The organism is Aeribacillus sp. FSL W8-0870, assembly GCF_037963755.1.
Lineage (GTDB): Bacteria > Bacillota > Bacilli > Bacillales > Aeribacillaceae > Aeribacillus > Aeribacillus composti.
Genome location: NZ_CP150165.1, coordinates 1547231 through 1573817, shown reverse-complemented (window position 1 = coordinate 1573817; position 26587 = coordinate 1547231). Strand labels below are relative to the sequence as shown.

Annotated in this window: 20 protein-coding genes; 7 read left to right on the top strand and 13 right to left on the bottom strand. The window is 37.0% G+C overall.

Annotated features, from left to right (window positions below; translation table 11 throughout):
• Positions 1-842: 842 nt before the first annotated feature.
• Together NSU02_RS07575 and NSU02_RS07570 are read right to left on the bottom strand one after the other, a co-directional pair.
• Positions 843-1706, bottom strand: a complete 864-nt coding sequence (locus NSU02_RS07575) for an SAR2788 family putative toxin (protein ID WP_311067159.1) — start codon at positions 1704-1706, stop codon at positions 843-845.
• A gap of 18 nt (positions 1707-1724) precedes the next feature.
• The gene (locus NSU02_RS07570; protein ID WP_339195068.1) at positions 1725-2702 is read right to left on the bottom strand and encodes a S8 family serine peptidase; all 978 of its coding nucleotides are present in this window, start codon (positions 2700-2702) and stop codon (positions 1725-1727) included.
• A gap of 1224 nt (positions 2703-3926) precedes the next feature.
• On the opposite strand from NSU02_RS07570, the gene NSU02_RS07565 reads away from it, so the two are divergent.
• A complete protein-coding gene (locus tag NSU02_RS07565) occupies positions 3927-4184 on the top strand; it encodes a hypothetical protein (protein WP_339195065.1) in 258 nt (85 codons plus the stop codon).
• 516 nt (positions 4185-4700) lie between these two features.
• Here the strand turns inward: NSU02_RS07565 and NSU02_RS07560 are convergent.
• Together NSU02_RS07560 and NSU02_RS07555 are read right to left on the bottom strand one after the other, a co-directional pair.
• The gene (locus NSU02_RS07560) at positions 4701-4940 is read right to left on the bottom strand and encodes a hypothetical protein (RefSeq protein ID WP_117016837.1); all 240 of its coding nucleotides are present in this window, start codon (positions 4938-4940) and stop codon (positions 4701-4703) included.
• A gap of 47 nt (positions 4941-4987) precedes the next feature.
• Positions 4988-6211, bottom strand: coding sequence for an EAL-associated domain-containing protein (locus tag NSU02_RS07555; RefSeq protein WP_066247984.1), 1224 nt, complete (start codon positions 6209-6211; stop codon positions 4988-4990).
• A 1256-nt stretch (positions 6212-7467) separates the two neighbouring features.
• Between NSU02_RS07555 and NSU02_RS07550 the strand changes: the two genes are divergently transcribed.
• On the top strand, positions 7468-8325 hold the full coding sequence (locus NSU02_RS07550; RefSeq protein WP_144598129.1) for a metallophosphoesterase: 858 nt from the start codon (positions 7468-7470) through the stop codon (positions 8323-8325).
• Positions 8326-8453: 128 nt separating this feature from the next.
• Positions 8454-9725: an MFS transporter gene (locus NSU02_RS07545; RefSeq protein WP_311067157.1), complete on the top strand. Its 1272-nt coding sequence runs from the start codon at positions 8454-8456 to the stop codon at positions 9723-9725.
• Positions 9726-10232: 507 nt separating this feature from the next.
• Here the strand turns inward: NSU02_RS07545 and NSU02_RS07540 are convergent.
• Positions 10233-10547, bottom strand: coding sequence for a metalloregulator ArsR/SmtB family transcription factor (locus NSU02_RS07540; protein WP_063389325.1), 315 nt, complete (start codon positions 10545-10547; stop codon positions 10233-10235).
• A 140-nt stretch (positions 10548-10687) separates the two neighbouring features.
• Here NSU02_RS07540 and NSU02_RS07535 point away from each other — a divergent pair, with 140 nt between their 5' ends.
• Positions 10688-11164: a YkyB family protein gene (locus tag NSU02_RS07535; RefSeq protein ID WP_063389326.1), complete on the top strand. Its 477-nt coding sequence runs from the start codon at positions 10688-10690 to the stop codon at positions 11162-11164.
• 14 nt (positions 11165-11178) lie between these two features.
• Here the strand turns inward: NSU02_RS07535 and NSU02_RS07530 are convergent, their stop codons facing one another.
• Positions 11179-12120, bottom strand: coding sequence for a chemotaxis protein (locus NSU02_RS07530; protein ID WP_339195058.1), 942 nt, complete (start codon positions 12118-12120; stop codon positions 11179-11181).
• A 258-nt stretch (positions 12121-12378) separates the two neighbouring features.
• On the opposite strand from NSU02_RS07530, the gene NSU02_RS07525 reads away from it, so the two are divergent.
• A complete protein-coding gene (locus tag NSU02_RS07525; RefSeq protein ID WP_311067156.1) occupies positions 12379-12819 on the top strand; it encodes a transporter in 441 nt (146 codons plus the stop codon).
• A 114-nt stretch (positions 12820-12933) separates the two neighbouring features.
• Here the strand turns inward: NSU02_RS07525 and NSU02_RS07520 are convergent, their stop codons facing one another.
• Positions 12934-13491, bottom strand: coding sequence for a TIGR00725 family protein (locus NSU02_RS07520; RefSeq protein WP_232515513.1), 558 nt, complete (start codon positions 13489-13491; stop codon positions 12934-12936).
• Between the two features lie 348 nt (positions 13492-13839).
• A complete protein-coding gene (gene corA, locus NSU02_RS07515) occupies positions 13840-14808 on the bottom strand; it encodes a magnesium/cobalt transporter CorA (protein WP_198318521.1) in 969 nt (322 codons plus the stop codon).
• 109 nt (positions 14809-14917) lie between these two features.
• On the opposite strand from corA, the gene NSU02_RS07510 reads away from it, so the two are divergent.
• Positions 14918-16072: an aminotransferase A gene (locus tag NSU02_RS07510; RefSeq protein WP_339195054.1), complete on the top strand. Its 1155-nt coding sequence runs from the start codon at positions 14918-14920 to the stop codon at positions 16070-16072.
• Positions 16073-16087: 15 nt separating this feature from the next.
• Here the strand turns inward: NSU02_RS07510 and NSU02_RS07505 are convergent, their stop codons facing one another.
• Complete coding sequence (locus NSU02_RS07505) at positions 16088-17881, bottom strand: PAS domain S-box protein (RefSeq protein ID WP_339195051.1); 1794 nt, start codon at positions 17879-17881, stop codon at positions 16088-16090.
• Positions 17882-18447: 566 nt separating this feature from the next.
• Entirely contained in the window at positions 18448-20457 is a 2010-nt protein-coding gene (locus tag NSU02_RS07500) for a penicillin-binding protein 2 (protein WP_082830406.1), read from the bottom strand.
• Positions 20458-20868: 411 nt separating this feature from the next.
• Here NSU02_RS07500 and NSU02_RS07495 point away from each other — a divergent pair, with 411 nt between their 5' ends.
• Positions 20869-21654, top strand: coding sequence for a CAP domain-containing protein (locus NSU02_RS07495; protein ID WP_339195049.1), 786 nt, complete (start codon positions 20869-20871; stop codon positions 21652-21654).
• A 136-nt stretch (positions 21655-21790) separates the two neighbouring features.
• On the opposite strand, the gene NSU02_RS07490 is transcribed toward NSU02_RS07495, so the two are convergent.
• From NSU02_RS07490 to NSU02_RS07480, 3 genes are all read right to left on the bottom strand, one after another.
• On the bottom strand, positions 21791-22660 hold the full coding sequence (locus NSU02_RS07490; protein WP_339195047.1) for an NAD(P)-dependent oxidoreductase: 870 nt from the start codon (positions 22658-22660) through the stop codon (positions 21791-21793).
• A gap of 96 nt (positions 22661-22756) precedes the next feature.
• Complete coding sequence (locus tag NSU02_RS07485) at positions 22757-23542, bottom strand: SDR family oxidoreductase (protein ID WP_130158864.1); 786 nt, start codon at positions 23540-23542, stop codon at positions 22757-22759.
• A gap of 433 nt (positions 23543-23975) precedes the next feature.
• A complete protein-coding gene (locus NSU02_RS07480) occupies positions 23976-25958 on the bottom strand; it encodes a methyl-accepting chemotaxis protein (protein ID WP_066247963.1) in 1983 nt (660 codons plus the stop codon).
• Between the last annotated feature and the right edge of the window lie 629 nt (positions 25959-26587).

The following is a 26587-nucleotide window of genomic DNA, read 5'->3' as shown; positions in this document are numbered from 1 at the left end:
TTGATTAGACCGATGAATTTACGAACAGTTGCATTTTGTTATTATGGGTAAAATGAATTTTAGTTTACTTATTCCTAGTGTGTAGATCTTCCATCAAAAAACTTGGATGTCTTATCCGTTGCTAACGACAAGGGATCGATCTCCCAAGTATTCTTTGTATAATCAAAACCCTGAGAGGGGACCTAATATGTGTCTAGTTGGGATACAAATTTGAAAGAGAAATGTTCTTATTATAAAAACTGCTCCTGAGCTTTGGCCGTTACCAAGCTTAGGAGCAGTACAATCTAAATTTTATTCAGTTCTTGAAGTAATTCTAAATACTTTTGAAATTCTGGACTGTTTGGGGCTGAACTTTCTACACCTAAAAGGATAACAAGTTCCTTAATCAAAAATCAAACGCTGACATTCTCTTTGAAGCGTACATCCACTCATGGACTTTTTAAAATTTTTTCTTGTAAATTATGATGTTGATTCTTTCTCCTTCTTCAATATCATTCCACATCTTAATGATTTGATGGTCACTTTCCGGATATAATTCTATATGATCATCTGACTTTTCTTTATTGTATTTAATTTAAGCTAGATGTTCATTTTTTTCCGCACTAGTGTAGATAGAGTTTAGTATTTTCTCATCTTCAATTACAAATACCTTCTAAATCTTCTTCCTATCTTAGATATTCGGGTCTAGTTTGAAGAACTCAGGAAGTGGAATTTCCTTTTCTTTATAAGCAGATAGAAAAGTTTCTTTTATTTCTTCTAAAGAATACTTTGTTGGTAACCCACTCTGTACAAAGTCTGGTATTGGCTATTCTGAGTCAAATATTAATCCCTCCTTGATTAACTTATTGAGGATTCCCATAGAATGCATGCACACTTGGAGATCTACCATAAGGGTGATAATGATAAAACTTTCCTTTTCGGTTACTATCTATTTCAGGCCCCACAGGTTTTAAACCATTTCTCACACCTCTGGCAACTTTTTTAGCAGCCGATTTAGATGTAGACCAAGTATCATGACCTTTGCCTTTTTTAGACCAATTAACGGCAGAAGCATATCCTACCCCATTACCTATATATAACTTACCGTTATAGATAGTGGCTTTAAAGTGCTCGAATTTTCTAGACTTCTTTGCCTTAGTAAATAAAATAAATGTTGTCCCTAATATTGTTATAGCAGCACCAATAGAAATCAAGTGGGATAATAGCCAACTGCCAATACCGATACCTATTGGAATGGCCGGTGCAAATGAAGCACTGACTTCTCCAAAATTATCAAGGGTATAAGTCTCTCCTGTTGTTAAATCTGTAAATTCAACTTTCAGCAGATTATTATCTTCGACTAAAATTTCTGCGGAGTATGTAGTATCTTCAATGATTGTATTTCCCTCAACGGTTTTTTCGTGAAGTAAAATGTTATCAGTACCTTGTTGAACTTCCAATTTAACCTCTGTTGATACTTCTTCCGTCACTTCAACGATTGTTTCAAAGGTAGTTGTATCTTCTTCATGAATAACTTTTATCTTTGCGTTCTCAAATAATTCTCCGTTAACTTCAATGTCTTCAGGTATATTTTTCACAATATTTTCTAAATTATCAGTAACTTGTCTAGGCTCTTCTGCAGACACAGGTGATATAGCAAAAGATAATACCAAGTTTAATATCATAAATAATATTAAAAGTTTGGAGAAATATCTAGTCTTTATCATTAATCCTAACCCCTTTACTTATTTTTTAAATTTCACAATTCCATTTCCATAAAATTTACTAACGTTTTCAGTTTGCGAAGGCAATACAGACATAGATTTCAAATCTGAATATACTTGAGTGAACTTTGTTTTATTATCAGGATAAGAATTTTGGGAAAGTAGATTAGCTACAACCCCTGTAACAAATGCTGTTGAAAATGAAGTTCCGCTATATAACACGTATTCTCCATTATTATCTATTGATTTAATATCCTCACCAGGTGCAACAAAGTCAACTTTTCCAGAAACCCCAAATACAGATTTTTTTAAGTCCTCACCAATGGAACCAACAGAAATGACGGAATCATATTTTGCAGGGTAGTCAGCACTCAGACCGTATTTATTTCCGCTAGATGCAATAATAATAATTCCCTTTTTATTTGCTTCATTTACAGCCTTTTCTAATTTCGGATTAGACTCAGACGTTCCCACACTAATGTTAATAATATCAACATCTTGTTCTATAGCCCATTCCAATCCTTCAACAAGATTATCAACATTCCCATTTCCGTTTTTATCCAGAATTCTCACATCATATATTAAAGCTGTAGGAAAAATGCCACAAATACCTTTCTCTTTATTTTCACCTGCAATAATGGCTGCTACTGCTGTTCCGTGATTCAAAAAATCTTCATGATTTTCACTTTCAACCGTGTTGAAAGAATCTATAATTTTTCCTTGTAATTCTATGTGAGTTTGATTAATGCCGCTATCGAGGATAGCTATTGATACTTTTTTTTGATCCTTTTCTGCTGGAGAATGGCCATTCATGATTAATTCATATCCCCAATTACAACTTTTTTCATTATGTTGAGAGGGATTACCAGTAGAATTGGGTAAACTCAAAACTTCAGTGGAATTATTATGTACTTCTTCTTTGGAGCTATTTGAATTTAAAACACAACCGGTCAAGAGAAAGGCTAATAAAAAAATTAAAAAACATTTTTTTTTAGCCATATATACCCTCCTTTCAAGTTGTTTAGTATTCTACTTATCTTTCAACAATTCATTCTTTATAAAGCTGACGATATAAAAAATAATATAACCAGCGAATAATATGAAAGATATATTAATAAAACTTGGTAATTCTTCATGTCTAAATAAAACTATTAATCCCATTCCAAAAAAAGGGACGATCATATATCCATGGTAATTTTTCCACCACAAAGAAAATTTTTCTATAACAATCAAACCTTCCATTTTAAATTTTAATTTTCTTTAAATTCTCACGTTTTCTCTAAATTTTCCTAACATCTGATATTCTTTCAGATTCAGTGAAATGGTCGTGGAATCCACAATTTTCAAGCCATTCACCTGACTGGAGGAGTTCGTGGACATCTGACGGATTTGATTCACTAAATCCAGAAAGATTTCTGCAGTCATTCGGGTTTTATTTGGCGATGTTTTCGGGAAAGTTGTGAAGCATTAATAGAAGTCAATCCTAATTCTCGCTGAAAATCATCCAGTAACGCATCATCGGTGATGGCGCACAGTCCTTCTCGTTGTTAAAGTTGAGCATGTAAAAACAAAAGTAAATGCGATTTTATGGTTATTTTTTTCGTCTCTTCAATTATTTGTGTAAATTTGACAGAATTGAGAGGAGTGACCCATTTACCAAATGAAGAAAATATTGTATCCATGTCCATAGGCTTCATCCTTTATATTGGATTTGGACAGGGGCCACCTGTACCATCCATTATAAAGGATTTTTTATGATTTTTTTCAATTCGGAATTTTCGAATTAAATTTATGTAACGCTAGTGATTTATTTTATTTTTGAGATTGATCTTTCACAAATAAAGATATTTATATTAAATTACAATATTGTCATTTATTTATATATTATGTTTAAATTTACATATTTTCCAATTCTATTTTAATAACGAGTAGAAAAAAATGTCAATATAAACATATCAAAGAAAGAGAACGAAACAGGAGAGAACCCCCTTCATGAGCAAAAGGTTCTTATGGATCGTGTACTTTCCGAGTATGGAGTCCCTTACGATCCAAAAATGGAAATTGGTAGTGATGATAAAATTTCTACCCGTCCAGTATTCCAATTGATGTTAGTCCAGATTATAGACACAACGAATAGAGAAATGTACAGTAAATCTATCAATCATAGGGAGTGTCTATAATGGCTAGACGTTTTGATAAAGAATTCAAAATACATGCAGTAATGTGCAAATCGGGACAGAGAATCAGTTTATCTTGTTTTATCCCATTCATCATCAACTACCAACCGATACGCGTTGCTTTATCTCACATTTGGAGAAGCTAGCGTCCACTTCATTACCGATGCCCCAAACAGTTATTGCGGATGCAGGATATGGTAGTGAAGAAAACTATGTATATGCAGTTGGTGATGAGAAAGAGCCCCGGTTTGAATTTCTGATTCCTTATGAAAGAACAAACACGTACATACAAAAAAGACATTAAAAATGCCAAAAACGAGGCCTATTGTGAAGAGGATGATTGTTTTATCTACCCAAATGGAAGAAAAGTGACATTTAAAAAATATCAAAACAAAAGAATCCGTCTGGTTATGAACAAAGCTTCAAAAAATACGAATGTGAAGATTGTACCGATTGCCCATTAAAAGCAAAGTGCACAAAAGTAAAAGGCAACCGACAAGCTCAATGGAATATGATTTTCGAAGAAATGAAAGCAAAGGCCAAAGCAGTCCTTGAATGTGAAGAGAAAGCGATCTACGCTCGGAGCAAAGTCGTAGCAGAAAGTGCGTTCGGTCACATCAAGGGCAATTGATCTTTCCACAGATATTTTTTGGGGGGCTCGACAAAGTACATGTCGAGTTTGGGATTGCGCTTTAGCCCACAACATACTGAAAATCCGACAGCTACTTTCAGATAAAATCGAAAAAATATAAAAGCAAGTGGAGAGAAACGCATTGTTTTTCTCCACTTGCTTCATTTTAGGGACTTATCGAACAGCCCCCTACCAAGTAGTTGAAAAGCTAATATAAAAAATATAAAAAAGCGCGAATGCAATCAGCACGATATAAGCAATAAAAATCGGATTTCGAATATACGGGCGCTTTTCAACTTTTTCGCTTACTTCTGTATCATACTCGCTTTGCCTTTTTTCCATCTGGCTGCCCACTTGTAACGTATAAAACAGGCCGACAAGCAAAACTAACAAAAAAACACCGCCGATGATCAAATTAGTAAATTGCATAAAAACCCCCCTTTTTCTCTATTATTTGAGAAAAAAGGGGGGTTTATTCAAAGGAGACCGTCTTGTTCATATAAATAAGAATATGGAATATCGATAAACAAATAATGATCGTCATCAAGCGGATAGGAAAACGTGCGGATCGTCTCCCCTGTTTCGATATCACTATACAAATCACTTAAAAACCCTTTTTTGTTGACGCGCATGCGAATAATATTTTCTAAAAAGTACGGGCGCCAGCTCCAATTTTTCATATAATATTCTTTTTGAAAAATCCATCGGTCTTCTTTTCGGAAAATATTTCCTGACTTTTGAAACCCGTTTTCATCACAAATATAAATACGAAAGCTCATGTCGCCAAGCTCTTCTGCTAAATGGGTAATTAATTCGTCAAATTGGCTGACAGCTTTTTTATATTTGTTCACTAGTTGTGACACCCGCTGATGAAACTGGTCAGAATATGAATAAAGTGTTTCAAGCTTTTTCTTTTCAAATTGAATGAAATGGTTGAATTCCTGCTGCAGTCTTTCTTTTAGAACACATCGATCAATAAATTCTCTTTCCGGATAATGAAGATAATATCCTTGATAATATCTTCCGCCATTTTTCCACGCATATTGCAATTGAAAGTTTGCCTCGATGTCTTCATATAAAAGCGTCGCACCGATTTTGCGCGCAAGTAGTGAAATCGAAAATAAAACATCGAAATACGATTGGCTGGGTGAAGCTAATTTTAATGGCTGCAAATCGATTTTCAAAATATCAGGAGATAATAACCCAATGCGGTCCAAATTGCTCGATTCTTTCCCAATATTGTCAATCGCAATTTTGATTCCGTAAGTCCGGTAATAAGTGAGCAAATGATGGAGCTGTTCGATATCTCCTAAATAATTGTGTTCCGTAATTTCCAGAACAATCCGGTTTAAATCAAGCCCTTTCTCTTTTTCTTCCAGCAGCAAATTTAAAAAGCTTTCGCCGTGATCGATCATAAGCAGATTTGGATCCCTGTTTATAAAAATGAGAAGATCATCATCCAGTTCTTTCATTTCCTCCAATGCTTTTTTGACGACTGTATCATCTACTTCCATTCGGTATTCTTCAGGGATCGAATCATCATGGAAAAAAAAGCCTAAGCTTTTGTATTCCCCTTCCATATGAATTCTGCCTAAAATTTCGTAGCCAATCACCTTTTGTTCATCTGCGCTAAAAATCGCCTGATAATAAGGCACAATTTTTTCGGTATTGGTTATGACATCTAGTGGGTCCATGGGCATCTCCCCGCTTCTTGTACTCTCATATGATACATGATTATAGCATTATTTGGAACATTAGAAAATGTTGAAGAACCGTTTTTGCGCATTTGCTACATTCCCATTTTTACATAATTGGAATGAGGCCCATCCTGGATGCAACGGTTGGCCTCTCAATTGATTTTATGTTTTGCGCCCGCTTCCACAATCAACAAAGTAGTTTGTTTTTTCAATGACCATACAAGCAGAAAACCGAGCAATAAAAGAACAGAGAGCAGAAACATTCCGTTTGCAAATGAAAAATAGCCGAAAATCATCGGACCGAAGGAAAACAAAGAAATTTGAGTGTTCTGGCTAAAATACCGATAGAGATATACAGGAATGAACGAAAAACAATTAACGGCATTAATCTCAACAATTTACAATCTGTTTGAACGAGTTTCATCAAGGCTTCAGCACTGCTGCTCCGATCTACGACTTTGCAAATGAAGTGATTGCTTCCATAAGTATGACGGGTCCAGATAAAAATATTCATCAAAATGACTTTTTTCTACACGGAGAAAATCGTCTAAGCAGAAAATATATTCAAAAGGATGGAGTTTTTCTCTTGCTGATTCGAATAGGGGATTTTGAGGTGTCCTCTAAAATTATTTGAATTAGTTATTCAACATAAACGAATTTACTTTTTCTTTTTATCAATTTCAAAACTAGACTGTTGATTTTTATTGGTTTTAAATGAATCAGTATCATCATTTCATTAATAATCATTGACTCATTATTATTTTTTTCCATATCTTTTCATTCAATAGGTTTTATGAAGATATTTGTCATTACTAATACCTTCTCTTTGCAAATTTTTTATTTTATTTTTTGCTCTATCTTTCAAATGCCTGTTATTAATTTTGCTTTATTAATAAATCTTTTTGCATCATTTCCTCTTACAATAGGTTCTTCCCTTAAAGTGACACCATTTTAATCCTCCTTCCTTAATAGCAATTTTACTAGAAATTTAAATCATTACATAGCTGCCCTTTATGTTTTATGAAAATTACACCATTCATTTCTCAATTCCTAAAGACTTTCTCGCTCCAGCAGAAGAGTTAAACCTTTTTCATCATATTTTCCAAATGATTGTTTTAATGTTGTCCATAGATGATAACAAAATAGTTAATCAGAAAAAACGTGCATGTGAAGATTTGTCAAAAAACATTAAACAAGATGTTGAAAGTTTTATGTTATAATTTTTTCGATTGCTATAAAAACTGAAATGGTTGGTAAGAATGAATAAGTTGACAAGAAGACAATTTTTAAAGCATTTTTTCTGGACGGCTGCGTGCAGTTTATTCGCGAGCAGCGGTTTATACATCTACTCAAGATATATTGAACCGAGAAGACTAGAAATAAAAAAAATAAATGTTTCTCATCCAAAAATACCAAAAGGTTTTGATGGTTTGAAAATTGTTCAATTCAGCGACACACATCTAAATAACGACTTTACAATTGCAAATCTGGAACGGATCGTCAATCAAATCAATCGTCTAAACCCGGATATAATTGTTTTTACTGGTGATTTAATCGATGAGCCGAACAGTTATCCCGCTGTGCATCAGATTGCCCCGATTTTAAAACGCCTCCGTGCCGACTTCGGAAAATTTGCAATTTATGGAAATCATGATCACGGCGGATACGGCACTGATGTTTATCGCAATATATTACAAAATGCAGAGTTTCATTTACTGCAAAATGAAAAAAAAGAGATACAGCTGATTGACGGAAGCAAATTGATTGTCGCCGGCCTTGATGATGTCATGCTTGGAAGACCTGATTTTCATCAAACAATGGGCAATATTGACAAAAACTATTTTACTATTCTTTTAGTCCATGAACCTGATACAGTGCTTCAAGCAAAAAATTACAATGTTGATCTCCAATTATCTGGACACAGCCATGGAGGACAAGTAAAAATCCCTTTTATAGGTCCGCTTTACACGCCTCCTTATGCAAAATCCTTTTCGGAGGGCTTTTATACTGTTGATCATACGAAGCTTTATGTCAATCGCGGGTTGGGCACAACTAGACTGCCCTTTCGTTTTTTGGCAGTTCCAGAAATCACCTTGTTTACATTATATTCCAAATAATCCTCTCTTTTAACCGGCTTAAAAGTACTTGGCTTTCATTTCTCTAACCAAAATATGAAAAAAAGATGTTCATATTGAATTAGGTAAATTATAATAGCTACTGTAAGTGTCAGTTAAGGGGAGTCGCAATGGATATTTTTAAAAACCGCAATTTTGTCAAATTGTTTTTTGCAGCGCTTGCTTCACAAATGGGTTCAACAGTTGGCAATATGGCGTTTGCTTTTTATTTGTTGGAGCATTTTAGCAGCAAACCTTATTACGCAACTATTGCTGAGCTGATGTATTCTTTGCCGACTGTATTTGTTTTTGTCATTGTCGGTGTAGTAGCAGACCGCTTCGATCGAAAAAAGGTGGCAGAGAACTGCGACTGGATTCGTGCAATTATGACTGCATGTTTGTTTTTCGCCTTATTTACAAATTCGATTCCGCTCATTTTTTTCATCTTGTTTTTGCGGAGTGCTGTCACGAAATTTTTTTATCCAGCCGAATCTAGTTTAGTACAAGCTATTTTGCGAAAAGATCAATATGCGCAAGCTTCAGGTTTGAATCAAGTACTTTTCAGCATTTTTTTAGTGTTTGGTGTCGGATTAGGGGCATTGGCTTATCGAACAGTTGGAATTCATGGGGCCGTATTGGTTGATTTAATAAGCTTCGTTCTTTCTGCCTTGCTCATTCGCTCGTGTAAAATCCCTAAATCAGCAAGGCTACCAAACGGTCGAGTGTCATGGAAAGGTTTACATATATCATCCGCTGTTTCCGACTTTTTGGAAGGTATTCGGTACATTTTACATAATCGGCTTTTATCGCTCATTATTTTTGGTTTTTTCATTTTCGGCTTTGTTCAAGGAAGTTTTGCCGTTCTTCCGTTATTTACAATGAAATATGAGCTGGCACCGAATTCTTATGAAATGTATTCATCCTTATTTGCCATTTTTCTCGGTGCGGGTCTTTTAGTCGGCAGCACAGTTTCAACATTTTTTGCTAAAAAAATAAAACCGTTTCCAATGTTTGTTACACCGATATTTTTGACAAGCATTTTTGTTTTTCTCCTTGGTTTTGTGGATGAAGTAGAATTTTACTTGTCGATTATTTTTTTGATCGGCATGTGCATCGGTCCTGTGAACGTAGCAATTGGCGGTTGGATTCCGAATATCGTTCATCCAAAGCTAATGGGACGTGTCAGCGGATGGATCGACCCGTTAATGATGTTTGCGCAGTCTGCTACGCTTTTATGTATTGCACTATTGTTTCCAAACATCATTCGAAACATCGATTTACTTTATTACGGTATGGCTCTTATCATTCTTTTCGTCTTTTTCTTTTATATGATCTTGATGCCGAAATATTTAAACGAAAAACGGCATCGGCTAGGTAAAAACACAATCAAATCGGTTTTATAACAAAAATGTGTTTGACAGTCAGACTTATACTCCCAATCATGTGGATCATAGTGGATGAGAATTCACCCTACAACCGCATTGATTGGGAGTTTTTTTGTGATATTCGTTTGAAGGAAAGTGATAATAATAAACTTTACCGAAAAAATTCATCATTAGTTTTGCTTCTACCCTCAAGAAAACTTCTACTAAACGTATAACAAGCAAAAAAGGGGGTTCTAATAAGTCGTTTTTACGGCTTATTGACACCCCCATTAATGTTTTAGAAACGTTGATATATCGGTGTTTATGATTTTTTGTTTTCAATGGCGATTTGACTTTCTGGACACCCCCTCCCTATCATGCTCCGAAAGAAATTCGAATCTTTTACAGAATGTGAAATAAATAAATAAATAAATGAATGAAATCAGCCCCGCTGCCAATAAATTATAAAAGATGACCCCGGCTCCATACCGAGATCATCTCTTAACCGTTTAGTCCCCTGATCAAACTGCCCACTCGACGCCCATTTTAATTATGCCGAGCATGGTCAATGGTTTGCTCTAGTATTTTTTTTACATGCTCATCATCATGTGAATAGTAAACGGTCGTTCCTTCCCTTCTAAATTTGACTAAACGCAAATTTTTTAGAAACCTCAATTGATGGGACACGGTTGATTGCAAAAGCTCAAGCTCGGCAGCTATTTCATTCACAGAACATTCTTGTTTTTCCGCTAGTAAATGTAAAATCCGAATTCTAGTCGGATCCGATAACGCTTTAAACGTTTGCGACACGATAAAAAGCGTTTCTTCGTCTATATCTAGAAATTCCTCTTTTCCGCTCATGACCCACCCTGCTTTCTAAAATATTTCATAATAACTATTATAGGCATATTTAATAGACTGTAAAAACTGGTTGCATTTTCTATTCATGAAAGTATAATGTAAATAAAGATTACGGAAAATAATGAAAAAGGAGAGACATCATGGACGATATCAGTCATTATAAGCTACGGGATGAGACGCCGGAAAATATAGCACGAGCCATCTATGTTGTCAATCGGCATGCAAAAACAGCGCCAAATCCTAAATATTTATATTATTTAAAAAAGAAGGCGCTGCAAAAACTGATCGCTGAAGGAAAAGCAACAAAGAAAGGACTGCATTATTCAAAAAATCCAAAATTAAGCAAACAGCAGTCAGATGTTCTGGTGTTGGCAGGAAATTATTATTTTCATATGCCTCCTACAAAAGAAGACTTCCAAAACCTTCCTCACTTAGGTTCCTTAAATAATTCATACCGAAACCCGAAAACAAATCTATCATTGTCAAAGGCAAAAAATTTATTGGAGTATTATATCGGTATGGATAAAGCGAATCGACCGCTTTCTTCTCCCAAACGGTTCCATCGTCATACATATCAAAAACCGGTGTTTAAACGATTAGGCGAACGGTATGATTGAGTAAAAAGAGAGGCTTATTCAGCCTCGTCTTTTAATTCATCTTCTTCTTCATTTTTAAATAACAATTCATCGATTTGCTCAATCAAGTGATGGACCTCAGGTTTGCTAATTTGGGCATTTGCACCTACCTGTTGTCCTTTATGTTTTAAATCATTCGTAATCAATGAGGAAAAAATAACAACCGGAATATGATCCAGCTCTGGATTTTCCTTAATTCGCTTCGTCAAATGCAATCCGTCAAGCTGCGGCATTTCGATGTCCGTAATGACTAAATCAACACGCTTCTTAACCGGTTCGCCTTCATTTACAATATTCTCTAAATAGTCCAGTGCATCCTTGCCGTTTTCAAAAAACTCAATCTGTTGAAATCCCGCCTCCGTCAATGTGTCGTTCAACAATCTGCGCAACAGCGGGGAATCCTCGGCAACGACAATTTTTTTATCAGATCTGTCCCTCTTTTCCAGTTTTTTCGCTTTTTCCTGCTGGATTCCGGACTCAGGATTAATTTCAACAACGATTTTTTCAAAATCAAGCATTAAAATCATTTCGTCTCCCATTTTGACAACGCCGGTAATTTGAGTTTCCAATCCTTGATACATTTCAGAAGGCTTTTCAATTTGCGACCAAGACACACGATGAATTTGGGTTACTTGATGGACGCGAAACACAACTTTTTGTTGGTTAAATTCCGTTACTATCAGCTTATCTTTTTCGCTGGGCTCGCAATTCGGATCGCCGATCGCCTTCGGTACGTTAACTACCGGGAGCACTTCTCCTCTTAATTCAATAATTCCTTCAACGTATGGATGGACGTGAGGCACGCTCGTTACAGGAAGAGGCTGAATGATTTCTTTTACTTTCATCACATTTATACCGAATTTATTCGAGCCGACGAGAAACTCTACAAATTCCAACTCGTTCGTACCGCTTTCAAGCAAAATTCCCTTTTCGTTCATATCTTTCTTCCTTCCGTCTAATATTTGCGAACGTTTCTTCTTCACTTTTTTATATCGGTTTTATTCTTTGTTCATTTAATACAAATTGGGAAATAAGTCTGAACAGCGTTACTCACAAAAACGTAAATGATACATTTTATTTCGACAAAGACGACTTGATTTCCTTTTTTTATAAAAAACTTTTATGTAGGTCAAACACCTTAAAAGTGAAGTTGCATATGTTATGGTGAACAACTGAAAAGTGAAAGGAGCATGAACGTGTATCCATTCTATCGACAAATCCTCCCGGGAGTTCAACAGCCAGAATTTTTTCCGGGATTTCCAGGGATGGGTGGAGGATTTCCTTCGTTTCCTCCTACGGGGACTGGTCCCGGTTTCCCTCCATTCGGCCCTCCTGGAATCGGCGGAAGTCCGAGTGACGGTTTTGGACAGCAGCAAGGACCGCCTTCAGGACCGCCTCCAAGTTTTATTCCTCAAGAATCACCCGGAGTCGGAACATTTGCAGTTGATCCCGGAGGCATTAGAAGATGTTTACATCGTTTTACATTTATCCGATTAACAAACGGCAGAAGCTTCTGGTATTTCCCTGTGTTTGTAGGACAAAGGTCCATTGCCGGGTGGCGCTGGAGACCTCGCCAAAATCGATGGGAATATTTCGGCATTGATTTAAACAGAATCTCTTCCTTCTCATGTTTTTAAGATGACACTCGGGGCAGTCTAATAAGTCGTTTTTGGCTTATGGACGCCCCTTTACTATTTTAGAAACGTTGATATATTGTTTTCAACCGATTGGACTTTTTAAACATCCGCATGCTAGTCACCTATTAAACCGGTATTTTTATCGGGATCAACAGGGTTGTAAATGGATTGAAAAGCAAGATCTACAGCTGATTTAGCCGTTTTAGCGAACTGAATTTCGACTGTTCTCCGCTCATCTAAATAACAGCCTTCAAAGGCGATTTGCTTCACGGTGTTCGACCATCCTCCTGAATTTTCAACGATGATGACACGTTTTTTGTTCATATATGCGGCAGACAATTCTCCAAGCGTTCCATTTCCTCCTCCAATCATAATGATGGCATCTGCGGAATGAACAAGCAAAACGCTTCTGTAATCAAAACCTAATCCAGTATTAATCGGAATATCAATAAATTCGTTTGCTGCCTGTTTGTCGTCTCCAGCCAAAATACCTACGACAAGGCCGTTTGCTTGTTTGGCCCCTCGTGAAACTGCCTCCATCACTCCGCTTCCGCCGCCTGTCAAAAGAACAGCTCCTCTTTTAGCAATTTCTGAACCGATTTCTTCAGCCAGGAGGCGGACATGTTCCGGAATCAAGCCGGATTGACCAATTACTGCAATTCTCTCCATCATAAGCCTCCATTTCAAATTTTTTGCTGTTTTATATTATAGAACGAAGCTTGTGAACAGCTTGTATTGCTGTCACTGTTTAGCCTTTTATAAAAAGAGTTCCTTTTGATTGTTTACCTTACAAAAGAATTTGAGGGGGCGCATACTGAATTTTTTCTTACTCTCGCCTTTGTTTTCCTTTTTAGCTTCTATGTATGCTTGTCAAGTCTTTCAAAACCGCTGTATCGATAAATTGAAAGAGCAATTTTACGCCTTTCATTGTTAAATTTTGCGCTCTTCAAGTTTCTTTTTTATAATGTGCAAAAACTTACCCATCCTATTATTTACGAAGCAGGCCGCATTTTTTGCCCGCTACAATTTTGGACCTTTATGAAACCGGAACCAACCCATTTTATAAAAAATATAAAGCATTCCTGTTCCGATGAGAGCCATGACTCCTAATACAATATAATAGCCATACTTCATTTTCAGCTCGGGCATATATTCAAAATTCATTCCATAAATTCCTGCGATAAACGTAAGAGGCATAAAAATAGACGAAATAACCGTCAATGTCATCATAATCGTATTCATCCGGTTTGAGTTGTAAGATAAATAGCTGTCCCTTATATCAGCCGCAAGCTCCCGATTTGCCTCCGTCATCTCGACAAGCTTGAGTAAATGGTCATAAACATCATAAAAATACAAATCTTCCTCCTTCATTTCGTTCAGCCTGTTGGACGAGATGATCCGGTACATCAAATCCCGCATCGGAATGATTGTTCTTCTTATTTTTGATAATTGAGACCTGATGGAAAAAAGCTCTTTCATTAACTCATTGATCGATTTGTTTTTATTGTTTTCCTCAATTTGATTTAATAAATCTTCCAAATGGTACACGGGCGGAAAAAAATCATCAACGAGCTTATCAGTCAATTGATGCATGATTTTCATAGGCCCTTTTTTTAAAGAATCGTCTTTTTTGATTCTCAGCCAAATGTTGTTTAGATCTCGAATGGCATTTTTGTGAAATGTGACGATTCCTTTTTCGTTTACAAATAAGTCAAGCTCTTCCGGTTCCAGCGTCTGTTGATGAATTCCGTGCAACACAACAAACATATAAGAGTCATAAAAATCTATTTTCGGCCGTTCAACATTTTCGACACAATCCTCAATGGACAAAGGATGAAAATGAAAAAATTTCCCTAGCAATCTAATTTCATCTTCCGTCGCCTTGTAAAAATCGACCCAGTACCAAAGAACTTCCTTTTTTCGAATCTCTTTTAATGCCACATCATATTTAGCTTCCAAATCAGTTGTAATGACTAATGTTCGTATCATAGACATCACACTTTCTAAATTTTTTTGGACATAAATTTAGTTTACCAATAAAAGCTTGGGACAAACATGATAAAATATAAGACGACACTTATTAAAGCAGGTGATTTGTATGGAACATTTGATTAACCAAAATGTAAAAAACATTGCGATTTCCGGCATTCGAGCTTTTTTTAACATCGTTTCCAACTATGACGATGTCGTTTCGCTAACGATTGGCCAGCCTGACTTCCCAACGCCTTCACATATAAAAGAAGCGGCAAAACAGGCAATTGATGACAACTATACAACGTATACGCATAATGCAGGATTGATCGATGTAAGAGAAGCAGCATGCCAATTTGTACATAAAAAATATCATCTCTCCTATGATCCTGGTTCGGAAGTGATTGTTACAATCGGGGCCAGCCAGGCGATTGATATAGCGCTTCGAACGATTTTGGAGCCCGGGACGGAGGTAATGCTGCCAGGTCCTGTTTATCCGGGGTATGAGCCAATTATTCAATTGTGCGGAGCAATACCCGTTTATGTTGATACGACAAAAAACAAATTTAAATTAACTGCGGATTTGATTAAACAAAATATAACAGAAAAAACCCGATGCATAATTTTGCCTTACCCGTCCAATCCGACAGGCGTTACATTCACTGCAGAGGAGCTGATAGAAATTGCCGATGCCGTTCGCGGGAAGGATATTTTTATTTTAGCGGATGAAATTTACAGTGAATTAACGTATGATGCACCTCATACCTCGATCGCTTCTTTTTTGCGGGAGCAGACGATCGTCGTCAATGGACTTTCCAAATCGCATAGCATGACTGGATGGCGGATCGGATTTCTTTTTGCGCCGAAAGATATCACAAAACATATGTTAAAAGTGCATCAATATAATGTTTCATGCGCTTCGTCGATCTCTCAAAAAGCTGCTTACAACGCTTTAACGGAAGGGTTTCATGATGGTCAAATAATGAAAAAAGAATATGAAAAAAGATTGGAGTACGTATACGGTCGTCTCGTTGCAATGGGATTTGAGGTTGTTAAACCAAGCGGAGCCTTTTATTTGTTTCCTTCGATTCAATCATTTGGACAAAGCTCTTTTGATTTTGCTTTGGAGCTGGTTGAGAAGGCTGGTGTAGCGGTCGTCCCGGGGAGCGCTTTTTCCAAATTTGGAGAAGGGTTTATCCGCATCTCTTACGCTTACTCGACAAAAGAGCTGGAAAAAGCTTTGGACAGGCTTGAGCATTTTGTGCAACTGAAAAGAAAATAGAAAAACAGTGCGCTTTTAAAGCACTGTTTTTTGTTTTGGCAACTTAATTGTGAAAACGGTGCCTTTTTCGCTGCTCGACACATCGATCGTGCCTTTATGATTTTCAACAATTTTATATGTGATCATTAATCCTAGACCTGTTCCTTTTTCTTTTGTCGTTAAAAAAGGCTCCCCTAATCTTTCTAGCAGCTCTTTCGGTATCCCCTCTCCTTCATCTTTTATTTCAATCACAATGGAAAAATTTTCCGATTTAGTAGAAATTGTCACTGTTCCTCCATTTGGCATTGCTTCAATTGCATTCTTAATGAGATTAATAAAAACTTGCTTCAATTGGTTTTTATCGCAAACAACTTCTTGATTCTCATCAGAAAATTTTTTCTCAATCACAATATTTCTTAATATTGCTTCCGTTTCCAGCAGTGTAACAACTTCGAGTAAAATCGTTTTGACATTTGCTTTTTCAAAAACCGTTTCTTGCGGTTTCGCAAGCATCAGCAATTCACTCAAAATCATTTCAATTCGATTCAGCTCTGAAAAAATGATTTCAAAATATTGATTATCTTTTTCGATTTCACCATGCATCAGCTGTAAAAAACCTTTTATTGCTGTTAACGGATTGCGTATTTCGTGGGCGATACCTGCTGCCAGCTGCCCTGCAACAGAAAGCTTTTCAGAGCGAATCATCAATTCTTCCGCATGTTTATGTTCAGACAAATCTCGTAAAATTATTTGAACCGCCGGTTCGCCAAAATATGTTGTCGGAATGCAAACCATTTCGGTATGGACAATTTTTTTCGAATATGTATACCAGCTTTGCTTGGTCACGATTGTTTCCGTTCTTCCGTTCGTTATGTCATCTAATTGATCTTTGACATGCTGATGATATTCCGGGTGTAAAAAATGATAGATGCTTTTGCCCAATACGTCCGGATAATCTTGCGCACCGAAAAGCTTGATCCCCGACTCATTCATAAAAACCCATTTATCATTATGAATCACTGCAATTGTATCGATGGAATTTTGAATCAGCCTTTGATACTTTTCACTGCTTTGCTGCAAAATGCTTTGGTATATTTTTTTGGATGAAATATCGGTAATGACAAGCAGTTCTGCTTGTTCGCCTTTATATGATATAAGCACGCTCTTCAACTCAACATAGATCTTGTTCCCGTCCAAAGATGTCCAAATTTGTTCTAAAATTCCGCTATCAATTCCTTTGTGAAGATTTTCAATCGTTTCATGGACAGATTCGTGAAACATTTTGTCAATAAATTGGAAAACCATTTTTCCAACAATATCTTCACTGCTAGTCGCCACAAGCAGCTTAACAGCAGCCGTATTAGCATATTGAACTTTCCCTTTTTTTGAAATTATGAGCGGGCACGGAAGCTCGTGCACAAAATCAAGAGCACCGTCAGCACGTATCGGATTTACTTCTTTGGGAACTTCATCTATCTTGTCATCCGCCGAAGTGACAGCAAACTTTAAGACAAATTCTCTTTGATCCTTGTTCAAATGATTGTATATAACATCAACTGACGTTTTCATCCAAATATAGGATCCATTTTTCTGCAAAAAACGGAAGGAACAAGGAAAGATATCATCTCCATGATATAAAAAGCTTTCAAATATATTTATATCTTCTACATGCAAGTATTCTGAAAGATTGGAACCGATTAGTTCTTTTTGTTTATATCCGAGCACTTTCAAACAATTTGAGGAGATGTATTCAAAATAGCCTTCATTAGAAATAACCGAATAAATGATTTCTGTTTGATTGTGCACACCCTTTTGTATTTGTTGACTCATCCCTGGCCCCCCTATTACTACCCTTTCCAGAAAGAAAAAGTCTATCTTGTTCATTGACCTGCTACTTTTTGTCCACCTAAAATTTTAATATAGTTTTACAAAATAAACATCTAAAAATGTGTCAATCTTACTATTTAAAATGTTTTTTCGACTTTTTCCACTGCATTTCCTTCCCTATAAAAAATATGTATGTATCAACATTTTAAAAAATACTGGCCAAAAAAGGGCTAGTTTTTTTTGTCTTATGCGGATTTTTCGGTTATTTTGCGGTTTTTGCGCTTCCCTCAGGTTTAACAACGCACCGGAGGCATGCAAGAGGTGGTATGAGCTTTACCGATTTTGCGGCCATGTGCTGTTTTTGCGCTTTCTTCGGGTTTCACACCATTCGGAGATATGCAGATAGGACAAAAGTTTGCGGTTTTTGCGGCATGTGCGAATTTCGAACCGTTTATCGAAAAATCTTTATGCGAATGCGGCATCGTTCAATTTATATGAATGGTTTTCGATAACTAATAGAAAAGCCATCGCTCGTTAAAAAGCGACGGCCCTTCTATATAATTTATTTTTTATTGCTCGTCATCATTTGATTTTGCATTGGAATTTCCGGCGTATTCTTTCTGTAAATCGATGTATGCTTTTACAATATCTCTCGCTATACGTTTATTCACATCTTCGCTTCCGGTTCTTTTTGTCCAAGGGACGACAACACTGAAAGCAACCTGCGGATCTTTAGCAGGATAATAGCCGATAAATGTTAAATTATAAACGTCTGTCCCCCAGTATTGGCGCTTCGTACCATAATAAGTCGTTTCCGCTGTTCCGGTTTTGCCCGCAACATTTAATCCATGTAACTGAGCGTAAGCTGTTCCGCGTCGAGTATTCGTCACTAGATAAAAGCCTTGTTGGACGCGTTGAATATCCTCTTCCGTATTGTTTATTCGGTTTAACACTTTTACCGGCATTTCTTGAGCAATCGGTCCGAGCCCATCGTCAGTCGGTTCAAGAATTTCTGTTACAAGCCGCGGCTTGACACGGTATCCGCCATTTGCAATCGTTGAAACATATTGGGCCATTTGCAGCGGTGTGTACGTATCAAACTGACCAATGGCAAGGTCAAGCAATTTCCCTCTGTCAATTCCAGGATCAGATTGCTGCCCTGCAGACTCCTGCGGGAGATCAATCCCTGTCGGAACCCCTAAACCAAATTGGGCATAGTAATTCCGCATCTTTTGAAAATCTTCATCTTTAGCTGGAAAACTTCTTCCCGGATAATATTGTATACCAGCAATTTTCATAGCGATATGGAACATATAAACGTTTGAACTTCTTTGCAACGCTGTTAGGTCAGATACAGCCCCCATATTTTGATAAGAAGATTTTTCCGGAGTCCCTTTTAAACGAATTGGTGCGTCATAAAAGACGGTTCCGTGTCTAAGACCAAATTGATATCCTGCTAAAACTGTCGCACCTTTAACGGTAGAACCCATTTCATATTGCGTCCCAAATGCACCGTAATCAAAGTTCAACATCTCTCCTGAATCGTACATTCGTCCGACCATCGCCAAAACGTCTCCTTTATACGGATCCATCATGACAACGAAAGCGCGGTCAACTAAATAATTTCCACGTCCTCTTGCTGCTTTGATCTGCTGATCAACAATTTTTTCAATTCTTTTTTGCAGTTCGATATCGATGGAAAGTTTTAAATCGAATCCTCTTCTGCCGTCATCAATTTCCTTTTGTGAAATCGTATTTCCATCTTTATCAGATATATATTGAACTTTTGCTTTTCTTGGGTTTAGATAATCCTCATATTGCTGCTCCAAATAGCTTTTTCCAACTCGTTCATTTCGGGCATAGCCTCGAGCTACAAAAAATGATTTATTGTCTTCTGGTATCCCTTCTTTTGGAGATGAGATTTTCCCTAAAATCGTTTTAAATACGTCATCATAAGGGTACACCCTTTCCCAATCTGTGATGACATCGACACCCGGAAGATTTTCCAGCTGTTCCGCAACCCTTGAAACTTCTTCTTGGCTTAAGTTCGTTGCGACAATCTGCGGCTCATACGCATATCCGGATGAAAATTTCGTATATAGAGCGGCAAGCTCCAATTCTTTTGGATCCTTCTCGATTTTTTTAATTTCTTCTTCCGGAACCCGTTCAACCTGAAGTGGATATGTTTCCTTAGGTTCTAATTTTTTCTCTTTTTCCGTCAATAAGTTTTCTGCCTTTTTTGGATTTTTGGCTATCCAATAATCCCGCAAATCTCTTTCTCTTAGAAAAGATGTGTCGAGATCAATCAGCTGTGCTAATTTTTTTGCTGTTTCCAGCTTGTCTTTCGTTTTGGTCGTCTTCTCCACCGTATAGGTCACAGCAGGAACATTTTTGTTGTCTACAACGATTCTCCCGTTTCGGTCAAACATTTTTCCTCTTGGTGCAGGATATTGCGCAACATTCACTTCTGTCCGGCTGACTTCTTTCGCATATTCTTCACCCTGAACAATTTGAACGATGCCAAGGCGGACGACAAGTGCGGCAAATAAAAGAAAAACGATAAAAAAGAAAAAATTGATACGAAAAATTCTCGCTTTCCTTTGCCGTTTTGTCTCAGAAGGAGTTGTTTCCGCTTCTTTTTTCACGAAGGAATCTTCCTTTCTTTTCTAATATAAATCATGTTTCAGTCGACTCATGAACTTGTAAATATATTGTAACATACATTACAAAGTTTTGTTTTCTATACAGATTGTCAACCCCTAATTCTTATCAATTTATAGACATTTTGCTTAATTTTGTCACTTCTTGAAGGAAGTATATCATATATTCGCTCGGTTGGAACCCTATAATTTCAACAATTACATGATAATGTTTATAAACTTAAAATCTATTATTTGTCAATGGAAGGAATAGACAAAAATATGACAAAAAACGCATGTTATGATAGTTTCGTAAATTACATGAACAAATTTCAAGGAGGTAGAAAACGCATGAAGAAATCTATTATTGCTTCTATTGCAGCAGCTGCCGCCATTTTCACTGCAGGCGCCGGCACAAATGCCAATGCAGCTGAAATTCAAAACCAACCAGTTCAAATCAAAAGCTACGTACAAACTTTCGGACCTTATCATATAAACGAAGATCAATTGAAACAGCTCATTCAATCAGCTGATTCAAAAGAATTGCAAAATCTATTAAACAACTGTTTACAAAATTCAAGCATAGAAGCAAATAATGCTATAAAAGAAGCAATTAAAAGAAACATAAACCAGCCTGCGAACAAGCAAGCTGTGAAAAAACCAGCCCAAACTACTCAAAAAACAACTCAGCCAGCACCATCTGCCAATGACAAAGCAACCAACAACCAAACACCAAAACAATCACAAACCGCTTCATCCGTAAATGCATTTGAGAAAAAAGTAGTTGAACTAACAAATGCTGAGCGGCAAAAACAAGGTTTAAAGCCTCTTGTTTTAGATGAAGCTTTAAGCAAGGTAGCTCGTGAAAAATCTTTAGATATGCAAAGAAACAAATATTTTTCCCACACAAGCCCGACTTACGGATCTCCGTTTGACATGATGAAAAAGTTCGGCATTTCCTTCAGAACAGCAGGGGAAAATATTGCAATGGGGCAGCGTACTCCTGAAGAAGTTGTTAATGCTTGGATGAACAGCTCTGGCCACAGACAAAACATTTTAAATCCTAACTTTACTCATATCGGCGTTGGTTACGTAGAAAATGGAAATTACTGGACACAAATGTTTATTGGAAAATAATAGATCGGATAGTTCACTCATTTCAACTGTTCAAAAGGTGTGGGGGACATGCCCCCACATTTTTTTTGAAAATTAATTGCTGAGAAAAAGAAGAAGCTGACTAAAATTGTGTGACTTGAAAGAATGATGTGCGTTTTTATTTTTTCCACAGCTTATATAATGCATGTATTCCGCTATTTTCTTCTCCCATTTCAGCCAGTTTTTCATACAAGCTTCTCGCAAGCTCAAGCCCTGGTACGTCTAATTCCATTCTTCTTGCTTCCTCTAAAGCAATGTCCATATCTTTTATAAAGTGCTTGACATAAAATCCAGGCTCAAATTGATTCGAAAGCATTCTCGGCGCATAGTTCGACAAAGACCAGCTTCCAGCAGCCCCGGAGGAAATGCTTTTCAACACCTTATCTGGATCCAGCCCCGCCCGAACAGCGTAGGCAAGCGATTCACAAACACTAATGATGCCGGCAGCAATCGCAATTTGGTTGCACATTTTTGTATGCTGCCCCGCACCAGCTTTTCCTTGATAAACAATATTTTTTCCCATTTTCTCAAAAATTTCAAAACATTCATCGAACGTCTCTTGATCTCCTCCGACCATAATCGATAGCGTTCCATTTTTTGCGCCGACATCTCCTCCTGAAACAGGCGCATCTAAAAAGGAAATGCCTTTTTCCTTTGATTTTTCGTATATTTTTTCGGCAAGCGATGGTTTTGTCGTTGTCATGTCAATACATATAGCTCCTGGATAGGCATTGGCTAAAATTCCATGTTCACTAAAATAAACTTCTTCAACATCTTTCGGGAAACCAACCATCGTGATAATAACATTAACATCTTTTGCGAGATCTTTGATCGATTCTTTCCAAACAGCACCTTGATTGATCAAATCTTCGGCCTTTTCTTTCGTCCGGGTATAAACCGTAAGCGGATAACCCGCTTCAAGCAAATGACGTGCCATGCTTTTTCCCATTACTCCAAGCCCAATAAAACCGATTGTTTTTTTTGACATATTGTTCACCCTTTCCCCATTTCAGTGTATACGGCTTAGTAATGAAACTGTTCTGCTATGAAACGCTTGCACTTTCAGCTTTCAGTGCACACCCGATTAAATGGACTTTACTAAACCGCCGTCAATCAAAAAGGTTTGTCCAGTCATATATGTATTCAAGTCAGACAGAAGAAACAGCACATAGTTCGCAAATTCATTCGGTTCTCCGTAGCGATTGAGGGGAATCGCTTCCAAATATTTGTTCTTGATCTCTTCTTTCGGAATACCGAGTTTCGCTGCATTCCATTCTTCCAATTGATCAATCCGTTCTGTTGCAATTCTGCCGGGTGATGCCGTGTTAATTAAAATATTGTACTTTGCAAATTCTGTTGCTAACGTTTTCGTCAGCCCCACAATTCCTAAGCGAAACGTGTTGGATAAAATTAAACCCGGGATCGGCTCCTTCACGGAAGAAGAAGCAATATTTACGATTTTCCCTCCTCTTTGTTTCATATGCGGAAGAACCTCGCGAATGGTACGGATATAGCTGAGCAAGTTTAATTCAAAAGCATTTTGCCAATCTTCATCAGTCATTTGCTCAAATCCTCCTGCAGGGGGACCGCCAGCGTTGTTAACGAGTAAATCAATTTTGCCAAACTCTTTTATTGTCTGATTAATTAGCCTGCTAATTTCCTCTTTTGAAGTAATGTCTGTTTTAATAAAGGCTGCTTTTCCTTTTCCAAGCGCATTTAATTGATTTGCCACGTCTATTAGCTTTTCTTCATTTCGGCTTGTGATCATCACGTCGGCTCCTTCTTCCACAAGCCTTGTTGCAATCGCTTTACCTAATCCTTGACTTGATGCCAAAACAAGTGCTGTTTTACCTTTGAAACCGAAATCCATTGACATTCCATCCTTTCACCTTTTCTTTCATCTTATCATGATCTTATCAAAATGTGGGAACTTTCGTTTTACTCCCATTCTGAATTTTTAAACGGCATAGAGCTTCTTTTGTTTGCTCAACACTGTCAAAGGCGGCTTGCGAAGGTGCGTTTAAGCTTGTCTTCTTTCACGCAGTAGTATGTCCAAAATTCAAATTTCAAAGGGAGCTTTAAACCCATGCTTTTTCTTGACATCAACTGTTATGATTTTCTTATCTGCCTGCTCATCTAGGTGAATTGCATTCAAATCAAAAATGAAGAAGGAGCTGTCCAGAAAGTCAAATCCCTATTGAAAACAAAAAATCATAAACACCGATATATCAACGTTTCTAAAACATTAATGGGGGCGTCAATAAGCCGTAAAAACGACTTATTAGACACCCCCTGCATATTTTTTATAACTTAAAGCGTTCTACTAAGCCTTTTAAGCGGTTGCTTTCTTCGCTTAACGATTCCGCTTTTTCCGCAACCATTGAGAATGCTTTGACTTGCTCGTTCGTTGTTGCACTGACTTCTTCCGCAGAGGCAGCTAGCTGCTGGGTTACTGCAGAAATATTTTCAATCGATTCGACGACTGTTTCTTTTTGCTCATTCATCCGATCGATCGCATTTAATGTTGATTTAATGGCATTAAGCAAATCTTCCATTTTAATTGCAATTTCATGAAACGCATTGCCCGTCACTTGAACAGCTTTGTTTTGTTCTTCATGAATTTTCTTCGAACGACTCATTGCATCGTAGGCATTTTTCGTTTCAATTTGGATTCCTTCAATCATATTTTTAATGTTTTCTGTCGCTTTTGCCGATTGTTCAGCAAGGTTTCTTACTTCCTCAGCGACAACGGCAAATCCTTTACCTGATTCACCTGCTCTTGCTGCTTCAATACTTGCATTTAAAGCGAGCAAGTTCGTCTGATCTGAAATTTTGGAAATGGTCGACACGATATCAGAAATTTTTTCAACTCGATCTACAAGATTTTGTAGTACGGATTGGACCATCTCAGATTCTTTGTCAGCCTCATTTGATTTTATTTGAAGCTCATTTAGCTTTTCTAAACCATTATAGCTGGCATTTTGTGATTCGTAAGATAAATTTTCGACATTTTTTACATCATTGTTTACTTGTTGAATACAATCTTCTAATTGTTTGATTTGTCCGTTTATAATTTCCGTACTGTTTGCCTGCTCACCTGAGCCTTTTGCAATTTCCTCAATTGCAACGGAAATTTCCTCACTTGACGCAGTAGCTTCTTCCGAAACCACGTTTAATGTTTGAGCAGATTGCTGCAGCTCCTTCACGGATCCGTCCAGATCGAGGAGAATTTGTCGGATGTTATCGGTCATCTTCGTAAAGCTATTAGCCAATTTCCCGATTTCATCTTTATTTTTCACTGTTAATGTTCCGGATAAATCCCCTTCAGCCATTTTGTCGGCGTTTTTAGCCAAAAGCAAAATCGGCTTTGAAATGCTTCTCGAAACAAAACTAGTGATGAAAAATGCCACAATCAATGCAGCAATAATAATGGAAACGTTAATGCTCCGGATTGTGCGGGCTGTTTGCTCCAGATTTGCATCCGAATAGACTACACCGATTTTCCAATTTAGTTCCGTGATCGTTTCAAAAATAATGGTTGAATCTTTTCCATTTTCTTTTATAGAAGCTATACCACGTTTTTGGTTTTTAATCGCTGCCATAAGACCGTTGTTTTTATATAAATTTTTTCCGGTCATTTTCGGATGAGCGATGGCAACTCCATTTCTATCAAGCAGGAATGTATACCCTCCAAAGCCAGCTTCCACTTGCTTAACAAATTCATTAAACGTTGTTAAATTAATATCAATTCCAATAACGCCAAGCAACACCCCATCCTTTGTAATGGCCTTTGAGGCGGTAACAACATATTCTCCTTTTTCCCCATCACGATAAGGCTCTGACCACGAAACAAAGTTTGGACTTGTTACAGCGCTTTTATACCAAGGTCGTGAATTGATTATCAAATCTTCCTTTAAGTTTAACTCAGGTTCTGCAGCAACAAGAGTCTTAGTGTTGGCTACATAGACAGACCGGACCAATTGATTAGCGCTTAAAAACGATTGAAACGTTTCCTTTACGGACTGTAAAGATTGATCGTCATTTTTTTCAAGCAGCTGTGCGATTTCCGGTTCATTGCTGAAAAGCAGCAAAATTCTTTCATATTCCTGCATCTGTAAAAGCAGGTTCTTTTTCGCTTGCTTAACAATCGATTGCCCCGTATGAAACGCATCTGATTTAATGTTCTTTTGAACAAAATAATCAGACGTGAAAAAAACAACCAAAAGTGAAAAAATTAACAATATGGTGATGAGCGCTGTCAATTTCCACTGAAGCTTTTTAAACATTTGTTCCATCTCCTACATAAATCTTTATTTAATAAAAATAATTAAGAAAACTTATACGTTTTCTAATGTATATATCGGCAATCTGATTTATCTTTTTACAAAATGAAACTAATTATCTTTTTCATATTTCCAATTGGCTTTGTTTTTGGGAGCGATCTTGCATAAAAAAAAGCATAGGCTGCATGTGTTTCTTCTAAAAAAAGATACAGCCGTAGCGGTGCCGGCTGTGAAAAAGAAAAAAAGTTTTAGCAAATTGGAGGAAAGTAACAAGAAGAGATTCGGATATCGAGGGCTTCAAATTTTTGCATTTGCAAACTTATCCTAATTTATATCGTGATACCCCGTCGTTTTAGTTGCTCAAACTGCAAAAAGCTTTTTATGAACTGCAGCTGCTGTGTTTTGCTTTCTATCGTTTGCATCAAATTAGCTATACGCTCGCTGCAAATCATTTTTATATTTTGATGGACTTTATCGGGATAATAAAGCGGATGTAAAAATCAAAAAATGCTGATGCTCTGCGTTTTTCATACTCCATTTTACTTAGAGCCGAAATTCTTTTATATTCACCTTCCGTAAATAAATCGGCTCTTGCATCAAAAAAAGGAGCCGATTCAGATTAAACTGATCGG